A 7,106-nucleotide genomic window follows, 5' to 3' on the forward strand; every position below is an offset into this window, starting at 1 on the left:
AAATGCCTGACGGAGGCTGCTCCCGACCATGCCGAACCGCCCTCGCCCGTTACTGATCTTCGCCAAAGCCCCGGTACCTGGCCGCGTTAAGACCCGCCTGATCCCCGCTCTGGGTGCTAAGGGAGCCTGTGAACTCTACATCCAGCTCCTGCGGCACAGTCTGCAACAAACCATTGACTGGCCAGCCCAGCGCTACCTCTATGCTCCGCAGATAGACCACCCCCTACTCCAACAGTTAGCCAAGGATCATAACCTCACCCTGCGCCAGCAGGTGGGTGCCGATCTGGGTGAGCGCATGGCCAACGCATTGGCTGAACACCCTGACGGGGCTTTATTGATCGGCACAGACTGCCCGGATATGTCCACCGCCGTCGTGCAGCAAGCCAATATCGCACTGGCCACTCACGATGCGGCCGTGGTCCCCAGCGAAGATGGCGGCTACGTGTTGATCGCCCAGCGGCAACCCGATGCAGTGCCTTTCACCAACATGCAGTGGAGCCACGACCGGGTTATGCATGACACGCGCAAGCGACTGCAGGCCGCCGAGCAAAGCCTCTGGATAGGGCCAACGTTGTGGGATCTGGATGACCCCCATGATCTGCAACGACTACCAGTCAACTTGCGCCCACAGATGTCGGGCACAGCCTGAAGCCCTGCAGAGAGGGGCGCGTCTCACCCACGCTAATAATACATCCGCCCCTCTATCACCAAAATCTATAAAACCTTATTCCAGCCGCAGGATATTCTTCATCTCGCAGCGGGCTGACTATATGGTCACATGCATTGCCTGACGCCGTGAAATACCTTCACGCCAAACAATAATGCAAAGGACCCACCATGTTCGAACTCAGCCCCCGCGTGCAAGACCTTAAGCAACAGCTCGAAGCTTTTATGGACGAGTTTATCTACCCCAATGAGGCGCTGTTCTACGAACAGGTCAAAGAGAACAAATGGGGCCACCCGGCGATTCTTGAAGAACTGAAGAAAAAAGCTCAGGGCAAGGGACTGTGGAACCTGTTTCTGCCCCACTCCGAACGTGGCGCTGGCCTGAACAACGAAGAATACGCCCACCTTTGTGAAATCATGGGCCGCGTCTCCTTCGCCGGTGAAGTCTTCAACTGCAGCGCACCGGACACCGGCAACATGGAAACCATCGAGCGCTACGGCAACGAGGCGCAAAAAGAGCAGTGGCTCAAGCCTTTGCTGGCCGGTGAAATCCGCTCCTGCTTCTCGATGACCGAGCCCGACGTCGCCTCCTCCGACGCCACCAACATCCAGTGCGAAATTCGCCGCGATGGCGATGAGTACGTGATCAACGGCACCAAGTGGTGGTCTTCCGGAGCGCTGAACGAGCATTGCAAGATCGCCATCGTGATGGGCAAAACCGACCCGGATGCACCCAAGCACGTACAACAGAGCATGATTCTGGTGCCACTGGACACCCCCGGCGTGACCATCGTGCGTGACCTGCACGTGTTCGGCTACGACCACGCACCACACGGCCACGCCGAGATCACCTACGAGAACGTCCGCGTGCCGGTGTCCAACATCCTGCTGGGCGAAGGCCGTGGTTTTGAAATCGCTCAAGGTCGCCTCGGGCCAGGCCGTATTCACCACTGCATGCGCAGCATCGGCATCGCCGAGCGCGCCTTGGCCGCCATGTGCCAACGCGCCGCCGAGCGTGTTGCCTTCGGCAAGCCGCTGTACAAACACGGCAGCACCGCCGAAGCCATCGCCAAGTCACGCTGCGAGATCGATCAGGCCCGCCTGCTGACCCTGCACGCCGCCCGCAGTATGGACCTGCACGGTAACAAGGTGGCTCGTCAGCAGATCGCCATGATCAAAGCCGTCGCCCCCACCATGGCCTGCAACGTGATCGACCGCGCCATTCAGGTATTCGGCGCCAAAGGCGTATGTCAGGACACCTTCCTGGCCTCCGCCTACGCCAAAGCCCGTACCCTGCGCCTGGCCGACGGCCCGGACGAAGTCCACCTGGGCACCATCGCCAAGCTGGAAATGGGGCAATATCTTTAAAACAAGCTGGAAGCTTGAAGCGGAAAGCTGGAAGCAGCCAGCGGTAGAGGCTGAGCTGGAAGCTTTGATCTGATTTGCTTTTTTGTGGGGGGCCACGGATGAGTGAGCCCTCCCACAAAAAAGCAAGCAGCCTGCCCTGGTTTTAGCTTCAAGCTTCAAGCTTCAAGCTTCAAGCCCCATCCAGCTCTAACCACTACCCGAACAAACAACCACAAGATAAAAAAACAGCGAGGCCCAAATGTCTCTTTTCGATTTAACCGGCAAAGTCGCCATCATTACCGGCTCAACCAAGGGCATTGGTAAGGCGATTGCCGAGGAGTACGCCAAGGCCGGTGCCAAGGTAGTTATTTCCAGCCGCAAGGCAGACGTCTGCGAACAAGTAGCAAGCGAACTGCGCGAGCAGGGTTTTGAGGCTCTGCCGGTGGCCTGCCATGTAGGCGACAAGGCACAGTTGCAGAATCTGGTCGACCAGACGCTAGCGGCTTGGGGCAAGATCGATATCCTGGTGTGCAACGCTGCCACCAACCCGGTTTATGGCCCCACGCACAAGGTCAGCGATGAGGCCTTTGACAAGATCATGGGCACCAACGTCAAAGGCACCTTCTGGCTGTGCAACATGACGATCCCGCACATGGTCAAGCAAGGTGGCGGCTCTATCGTGCTGTTGTCGAGCATTGCTGGCTTGCGTGCCAGTGCCAACATCGGCGTATATGGCATGTCCAAAGCGGCCGAAGCGGGTCTGGCACGGAACCTCTCGCTGGAATGGGGCCCGCAGAATATCCGCGTCAACTCTATCGCCCCTGGCCTGATCCGTACCGACTTCGCCCAAGCCCTGATCGAAGACCCGGATCGCCTCAAGCGAGTCGAAGAACAACTGCCGCTGCGCCGCGTTGGTGAGCCGGTGGATATCGCCGGGGTAGCGCTGTTTCTGGGCTCCAGGGCTGGCGCTTACGTTACCGGGCAGACCATCGTTGCCGATGGCGGCGATACCATTACCTGATAACGCCTGATTCATAAGGCTTTTCTACACGCCAGGCAGCCGCCTGGCGTGTTACTTTCTGTACAGACCCATTCACTACAGGATCATAAGATGAGCGGAGCCACCCTGATTGACGTATTACCTGCACACCAGTTTGACCAGGCCAAACTGGCCAAGTACCTGCAGGATTACCTCCCCGGAGCCAACCAGGGCATGAAAGTCCAGCAGTTCCAGGGCGGCCAGTCCAACCCGACTTTCCTATTGGAAATCGGTGAAAAACGGTACGTTTTGCGCAAGAAGCCACCGGGCAAACTACTGCCTTCGGCACACATGATCGAGCGTGAGTACCAGGTGATCAACGCACTCGGTAGCACTGATGTGCCGGTACCCGGCGTCCATCTGCTGTGTGAAGACCCCGAGATCATCGGTACCGCCTTCTATGTGATGGACTACGTTGACGGTCGCGTCTACTCGCAGCCACAGCTGGCCGAAGTCGCGCAGGAAGAACGCATGCCGATCTATCAGTCGATGATCCAGACCATGGGCCAGTTGCACAATGCCGACTGGAAAGCTATTGGTCTGGAAAGCTACGGCAAGCCAGACAACTACATCGCCCGTCAGCTCAAGCGCTGGGGCGGCCAGTTTGAAGCCAGCCGCACCGACGACATGCCTTCCATGGACGCCCTGATGAAGTGGCTGCCGGATAACATCCCGGCGGACGACAGCACCACCATCGCCCACGGCGACTTCCGTATCGGCAACCTGATGCTGCATCCAACCGAATCCAAAGTCGTGTCCATCCTCGACTGGGAGCTGGCTACCCTTGGCCACCCGCTGTCGGATCTGGCCTACTGCTGCCTGCCCTACCACATGCCAGTGAACGTCGATGGCGCCAAAGGCCTGGTCGGTGCCGATCTGAAAGCCCTTGGCCTGCCAGAAGAGCAGCAAGTGCTGGACTGGTACTGCCAACACACCGGCCGCAGCGGTGTGCCAGACTGGAACTTTTATGTAGCCTTCTCGCTGTTCCGCTTGGCCGCCATCGTGCAAGGTGTTTACCACCGCGCGCTGCAAGGCAACGCCAGCAACGCAGATGCACTGGAAGTCGGCAAACGCGCCAGCCTGTTGGCTGATCGCGGCTGGGAAATAGCCCAGAGCAAGTAACTCGGCAACACCCTCGCGGGGCACCTCATCAGGTGCCCCGCATTGCTTGTACCTAAAAATCGTTCGCCTACCGATATCCCCGAATAGCCAAAATCGCAAAGGAATCTCTATGTCCAAGCCAATCAAGCGCGTATTGCTGACCAACGATGATGGCTGGCGCGGCCCCGGCCTGAAAGTGCTGGAAGAGATCGCTGCGCAGATCGCCGAAGAAGTCTGGATCGTCTCTCCAGACCTGGACCAAAGCGGTGTTTCCATGTCCATCTCGGTACATCACCCGCTGCGCGTACATCACTTTGAAGACCGCCGCTTCAGCGTCAGCGGCACACCCAGTGACTGCGTGTTGCTTGGCGTGGCTGAACTCATGCCCGAGAAACCTGACCTGGTGCTCTCTGGCGTCAACCACGGCGCCAATATCAGCGACTCGGTCGCCTACTCCGGCACCATCGGCGGCGCCCTCACCGGCACCCTGCTGGGTATTCCCGCCATTGCTCTGAGTCAGGCCTATCACGCTGGTGTGCCCACCGAATGGGATACCGCCCGCGAGTATGGCGGCAAGCTGGTGCGTGAGCTGCTGGCCGAAGGCTGGCCGGAAGACTGCGCCATGAACATCAACTTCCCGGCGCTACCGCCCAAGCAGGTACGTGGCGTTGCCATTTGCCGCCCACAGCGCGGCAGCATTGGCGGCGTAAACATCGAGCGCCGTGAAGACACCCGTGGCGTGCCCTACTACTGGCTCGGCTTCCAGCGTCAGACCGAAAAGGTCACCGGCCTGCAGTCCGACGTGGGTGCACTGCGTGAAGGCATGATCAGCCTCTCACCCGTGCGCATCGAGCGTGATATCGCCAGCAGCTGGCAGGTAGATACCGCTGCCATGGCCAGCACCCTCGGCATAGATGCAGCGCAGGCTGCCAGCAAGCCGCCCAGCGAAGACGTCAGCATCGATCATTAATAACAAGGAGTGCGGCGCCGCCGCACTCGCTTACAACGCAGCACAGCAGAGGACAGGAACCATGCAACGTTTTGATAACAAGATTGCCCTGATCACCGGTGCCGGCAGCGGTATTGGCCGCGCCACCGCCAAACGTCTGGCCAGCGAAGGCGCCAAACTCATGTTGGTCGACCGTAACGCCGAAGGTCTGGAACAGACCCTCAGTGAACTGCCCGCTGGCACCGAGGTACAGCACCGCACCCTGGATGTGTCTGACGAAGCCGCCGTCGAACAGTGCGTAGCCGAAACCATCAGCCACTACGGCAGCCTGGATGTGCTGTGCAATAACGCCGGTATCGCTGGCGGTGACTACAGCGGCGCGCCCGAACAAAGCCTGGAGACCTGGCAGAAGATCATTTCCGTCAACCTCTACGGCGTCATGCTGTTTACCAAGTATGCCTCGCAGCAGATGCTGAAACAGGGCAAGGGCGCCATCGTCAACACCGCCTCCGTGGCGGGCATTCGCTCCGGCGCTGGCGGCAACGCCTACAGCGCCTCCAAGGCCGGTGTGATCAACTTCACCATGACCTCGGCCTGCGACCTGGGCGGCTCCGGCATTCGCGTTAACGCGGTCTGCCCCGGCCTGATCGAAACCGGCATGACCGCGCCCGTGTTTGAGTATGCCCGCAGCAACAAAAAGGAAGACAAGCTGGGCTCGCGCTGCGAGCTGCGCCGCTATGGCCGTCCGGAAGAAATCGCCAGCGCCATTGCCTTTCTGGCCAGCGACGATGCCAGCTACGTTACCGGTCAGGCCCTGCCAGTCGATGGCGGCAATACCGCGTCGCTGAATCTGCCAGGCATGAAGTTCTAACCACAAAGCTACCTGCGTGGCGATCGCCACCTCGCCTGCTTTTTTACCGTCGCCAGCGGTTTGCAGCACTTGCTGCCAGCCGCTGGAAGTCGGACACTGAGCGCTGATCAACTCACCAGCAGCGTACAACAGCATGGCTACCCAACCCCTGTGCATTGATTACCTCACCGGCCACTGCTCACTCGGCGGCTTACTCCTTGGCGCTTGCGAGCTGGGCATCTGCAGCATATTGCTCGGCGACGATGATGAAAGCCTGCTGCGCGATCTGCAGAGCCGCTTTCCCGGTGCCCGCCTGCAAGCCAACCCTGAGCGGCTGCGCCCCGACATTCAGCAACTCCTGGCCTTTATCGAGCGCCCGCAACAGCCGCTGTCACTAAGCATGCCGCTCAACGCCACTGGCACTCAGTTTCAGCAACAGGTGTGGGAGCAGCTGCAGCAGATCGTCAACGGCAGCACCATCAGCTACGGCGAACTAGCCAGCCGCCTCGGGCGACCCAAAGCGACCCGCGCCGTCGCTAGCGCCTGCGCTGCTAACCCGCTCGCTATCGTCGTGCCCTGCCACCGTGTGCTGCGCAGCGATGGCGACATTTCCGGCTACCGCTGGGGCGTGGCGCGCAAGCGCGAGCTGCTACGTCGGGAGGCCACGTTTGCAGAGCAGTCTTGACCTCTTCGCCCCGCCCACGCCGGAGCCCATCGCCGTTGGTCCGGATGCCTGGTTGCTGAAAGGCTTTGCCCATGCGCAGGCGGATGACCTGCTGGCGCAGATCGGCAAGATCGAACAACAGGCCGCCTTTCGTCACCAGGTCACTCCCGGTGGCCATGCCATGTCATCCGCGCAGTGCAGCTGTGGCACCTACGGCTGGATCACCGATAAGCACGGTTATCGCTACACCACTGAAGACCCTTTAACTGATAAGCCTTGGCCTGCCATGCCCTCCTCCTTTCGTGAGCTGGCGGTTCGCGCTGCTGCTGAGGTTGGTTTTAAGGGCTTTGATCCGCAGTCCTTGTAGTGGTCTACTAATCCCGGACACCGAAATGGGTGGTAAATTTACCGCCATAGCTGAGGTGTTCCATGACAAGACAACGTCGTACGTTTTCAACTGAGTTCAAGCACGATGCCGCGTTGCTGGTTC

General features: G+C 59.7%; 8 protein-coding genes. All 8 read left to right on the plus strand.

The genetic code is table 11. The annotated features are described in order from the left end of the window. The first annotated feature begins 28 nt into the window (after positions 1–28). Positions 29–649, plus strand: a complete 621-nt coding sequence (locus tag EF096_RS13490; protein WP_123890233.1) for a TIGR04282 family arsenosugar biosynthesis glycosyltransferase — start codon at positions 29–31, stop codon at positions 647–649. Positions 650–837: 188 nt separating this feature from the next. Continuing rightward, positions 838–2,034 carry an acyl-CoA dehydrogenase family protein gene (locus tag EF096_RS13495; protein WP_123890234.1) on the plus strand — a complete coding sequence of 399 codons (1,197 nt, stop codon included), beginning with the start codon at positions 838–840 and terminating at the stop codon, positions 2,032–2,034. A 238-nt stretch (positions 2,035–2,272) separates the two neighbouring features. Further along, entirely contained in the window at positions 2,273–3,034 is a 762-nt protein-coding gene (locus EF096_RS13500) for an SDR family NAD(P)-dependent oxidoreductase (RefSeq protein WP_123890235.1), read from the plus strand. Between the two features lie 90 nt (positions 3,035–3,124). Continuing rightward, the gene (locus EF096_RS13505) at positions 3,125–4,174 is read left to right on the plus strand and encodes a phosphotransferase (RefSeq protein WP_123890236.1); all 1,050 of its coding nucleotides are present in this window, start codon (positions 3,125–3,127) and stop codon (positions 4,172–4,174) included. A 109-nt stretch (positions 4,175–4,283) separates the two neighbouring features. Continuing rightward, positions 4,284–5,123, plus strand: a complete 840-nt coding sequence (surE, locus tag EF096_RS13510; RefSeq protein ID WP_218565682.1) for a 5'/3'-nucleotidase SurE — start codon at positions 4,284–4,286, stop codon at positions 5,121–5,123. 61 nt (positions 5,124–5,184) lie between these two features. Then, entirely contained in the window at positions 5,185–5,973 is a 789-nt protein-coding gene (locus EF096_RS13515; RefSeq protein WP_123890237.1) for an SDR family NAD(P)-dependent oxidoreductase, read from the plus strand. A gap of 133 nt (positions 5,974–6,106) precedes the next feature. Then, positions 6,107–6,637: a methylated-DNA--[protein]-cysteine S-methyltransferase gene (locus EF096_RS13520; RefSeq protein WP_123890239.1), complete on the plus strand. Its 531-nt coding sequence runs from the start codon at positions 6,107–6,109 to the stop codon at positions 6,635–6,637. Beyond that, positions 6,621–6,983, plus strand: coding sequence for an alpha-ketoglutarate-dependent dioxygenase AlkB (locus tag EF096_RS13525; RefSeq protein ID WP_158611283.1), 363 nt, complete (start codon positions 6,621–6,623; stop codon positions 6,981–6,983). The genes EF096_RS13520 and EF096_RS13525 overlap by 17 nt, the downstream gene beginning before the upstream one ends. The last annotated feature ends 123 nt before the right edge of the window (positions 6,984–7,106 follow it).

The organism is Pseudomonas neustonica (genome assembly GCF_003797945.1).
GTDB classification, from domain to species: Bacteria; Pseudomonadota; Gammaproteobacteria; order Pseudomonadales; family Pseudomonadaceae; genus Halopseudomonas; species Halopseudomonas neustonica.

What these genes read in the sequence shown, in the direction of transcription:
- EF096_RS13490 (WP_123890233.1), top strand. Translation starts at nt 29, where the DNA reads ATGCCGAACCGCCCTCGCCCGTTACTGATCTTCGCCAAAGCCCCGGTA.
- EF096_RS13495 (WP_123890234.1), top strand. Translation starts at nt 838, where the DNA reads ATGTTCGAACTCAGCCCCCGCGTGCAAGACCTTAAGCAACAGCTCGAA.
- EF096_RS13505 (WP_123890236.1), top strand. Translation starts at nt 3,125, where the DNA reads ATGAGCGGAGCCACCCTGATTGACGTATTACCTGCACACCAGTTTGAC.
- surE (WP_218565682.1), top strand. Translation starts at nt 4,284, where the DNA reads ATGTCCAAGCCAATCAAGCGCGTATTGCTGACCAACGATGATGGCTGG.
- EF096_RS13500 (WP_123890235.1), top strand. Translation starts at nt 2,273, where the DNA reads ATGTCTCTTTTCGATTTAACCGGCAAAGTCGCCATCATTACCGGCTCA.
- EF096_RS13520 (WP_123890239.1), top strand. Translation starts at nt 6,107, where the DNA reads ATGGCTACCCAACCCCTGTGCATTGATTACCTCACCGGCCACTGCTCA.
- EF096_RS13515 (WP_123890237.1), top strand. Translation starts at nt 5,185, where the DNA reads ATGCAACGTTTTGATAACAAGATTGCCCTGATCACCGGTGCCGGCAGC.